This window comes from Streptomyces sp. ID05-39B (assembly GCF_033794725.1).
Classification (GTDB): Bacteria; Actinomycetota; Actinomycetes; order Streptomycetales; family Streptomycetaceae; genus Streptomyces; species Streptomyces bobili.
In genome coordinates, this window is sequence record NZ_JARGEF010000457.1 from 1 (window position 1) to 2580 (window position 2580).

Below are 2580 nucleotides of genomic sequence, written 5' to 3' on the forward strand. Positions count from 1 at the left end.
CTGTCAGGCCGCCCCGGCTGCCCTCCCCGCGCCCGCTGCCGTACAGCTCGTCCAGCGCGGTCGCCAACGAGGCGGCTGAGGAAGGCAGTCGATCCTTGCGGCGACCCAGGACCAGCCGCCAGCGATCGCCAGGGGCGAGTAGACCGCCCTCGGCCCGAGACGGGGATGCCCCGGCCGGCGAGCCGGCATCCGTCAGGGCCGGCGCGGGCAGCAGCCCCAGCGTCCGCAGGGTCTCGCGCGCGGCGAGATCGGCCCGTGTCCAGGCGGCGAGCGCGGCCGGGTCGATGCCGCCGGTGTCCGCGATGTGCGCCACGTCGAGGCGCTCCTCGACGGCCGCCAGCAGACGGTCACGGGCCGCGGGGCTGAGGGCGTCGAATCCGCCGCGCAGCGCCGGGAGCCGGTCGAGGAACTCCCGGTCGGGCAGCTCCGAGACCCGGTCGAGCAGGGGCTCCAACGCGGGCGCCGCGGCCTCCAGCAGGGGACCGGCGGCGGTCAGCAGCCCGCCGAGCCGTGCGGTGAGCGCCGCCCGCGAGTCCGGGTCGACGGCCGCGTCGACCCAGGACGCCACCCGGTCCCCGAACACCCGCGGGTCCTCCTGCCCGAGCAGCACGCGTACGGCCCCGGCGGCACCGCGCATCAGCGGGGAGCCGTCGGCGGCCAGCCGGGCGAGGGCGTCGGTGAGCCGGATGCCGCCCAGCACGTCGGCGCGGTGGGCCAGTTCGAGCAGGGCGTGGGCGTCCGCCGGGTCCTCGGAGCCGGTCAGGCCGTCCACCTGGCGCACCGCCGCCGAGGTGAGCAGCCCGGCCACGGCCGCCGCCCGCGCCGTACGGTCCCCGTCTTCGCCGAGACCGGGAATGTGCCCGGCCCGCAGCCGGTCCAGCAGAGCCAGCCCGGCGAGCAGTTCGGGCAGGGTGCCGGCCAGGGGGAGCACCTCGGCGAGGTCGGCGAGCCGCTCGTCCGCGAGCGCCGTCAGACCGCACTCGGCGGCCCCCGCCAGCCCGTCGAGAACCTGGGCGGCCGTCGGCCCGCCCTCGTCCCCCTCCAGGCGCCGCCGCTCGCGCAGCACGCCTTCGGCGGCCTGGGCCGCGGTGACCCCGCGCACGCCGGCCGCGGTGAGCATGGCCGCCGTCGCGGGCGTCCAGCGCACCTCCCAGCGTGAGGTGACCGCCTCGGCACCGCCCGCGCCGACGACCTCCTTCGCCTCCCCGTAGGGCACCCCGCACACCGTCAGCCGACGCAGCAGCAGCTCACGGCGCCGGTCGAGGCCGGACCGCAGGGGGTCCAGACGCATGTCCCGCACCGCGCCGGGGACCCCGTCGGCCGGTCCTGGCAGGCCCAGCTCCGCCGCCTCGGCCTCCACCGCGGGGGCCAGACCGCAGCGCGGCGCGTCCGGTGCGGGCCGTCCGGTGCGGGTGCCGACGAGCACCCGCTCCATCGCCCGCGCCACGGCCCGCCCCCGCCCGTACGGCTCACCCTGTGTCAGAACCGTCTGCACGGCCTCCACCAGCTCACCCCGGCCCGCCGCGGGCAGCCCGCGCAGCCGGGCCAGATCGCAGGCGAGCCGGACGATCTCCCGCGCGTCGGCGGGCCCCGACGGGTGTCCGAGGGCCCGCAGCTCGGCACAGACACGGACGGCCGCCCGCGTCAACGCCTCTGCCAGCGCCTCGGGGTCCCCCTGCGCGCGAAGGACCATGTCCTGCCACTCCGGGTCCCGGATGCCCGCCGGATATCCGGACCGCTCGTCCAGCAGGGCGTAGGTGTAGGGGATGAGGGACGTGGTCCACGCGGACGGGTTCGCCTCGGCCTCGCCGCTCTCCCCGGACTGCTCGGCCCCCTCCGTGTGCGCCCCCGTCAGCGCCGGGGCGTGGAAGGCCCCGATCACCATGGCGGCCCGCTCCCCGCCCGCCGTGGCCTCCGCGAGCCGCGCCCGCATCCACCGCTCCCGCCGCAGATCCAGCTCGGGCACGCCGCCCGACACGGCCGCGTCCTCGCGCAGCGCCCAGCCGGTGAGCAGAGCCGCCCGGCGCAGGGCCTCCGGCGGAGAACCCGGCGCCATCGCCTCGACGAGCCGGTCCCACAGGTCGTCCCCGGGACGGCCGCTCAGCCCGGCCCGCAGCGCGGCGGCCAGGCCGGGCCCGCCGTCACCCGGCGCCGGAGCGGCGGTCCGGCCCTCGCCCCACGCCCGGTCGGCGAGCGGCAGATCGCAGGCGATCACCGGCACGCCCCGCGGGCCCGCCCAGCGCACGGCGGCCAGCTCCGGCGAGAAGTCCGCGAACGGATAGAACGCCGGCCCCGCGCCGCCGCTCCCGTCACCGGGGGCGGCGGCGAGCGCGACCGGGGCCCGCGTCTCCTCGTGCCCGAGCCATGACAGCCACTCCTGCATCTCGGCCGGCAGCTCGACGAGCAGCACGTCCGGCTTCGCCTCGTCCAGCAGCAGGGGCATCGCCGCGGCCAGGGAGGGCGCGTGATGCCGTACGCCGATGAGGTAGGGCGCCGCCGGGCCGGTCAGGGCGGCGAGAGCCTCGTCGGGTGAGCCATGACCGGGTCGGGGGCGGGCCGCGACCCGGTCATGGCTCACCC

General features: G+C 78.6%; 1 protein-coding gene. It reads right to left on the reverse strand.

The features are described 5' to 3' along the window. Positions 1-2578: DUF5682 family protein (locus tag P1P75_RS41005; RefSeq protein ID WP_319264997.1), on the reverse strand; the 2578-nt coding region annotated here is incomplete at its 3' end. Positions 2579-2580: the final 2 nt, after the last annotated feature.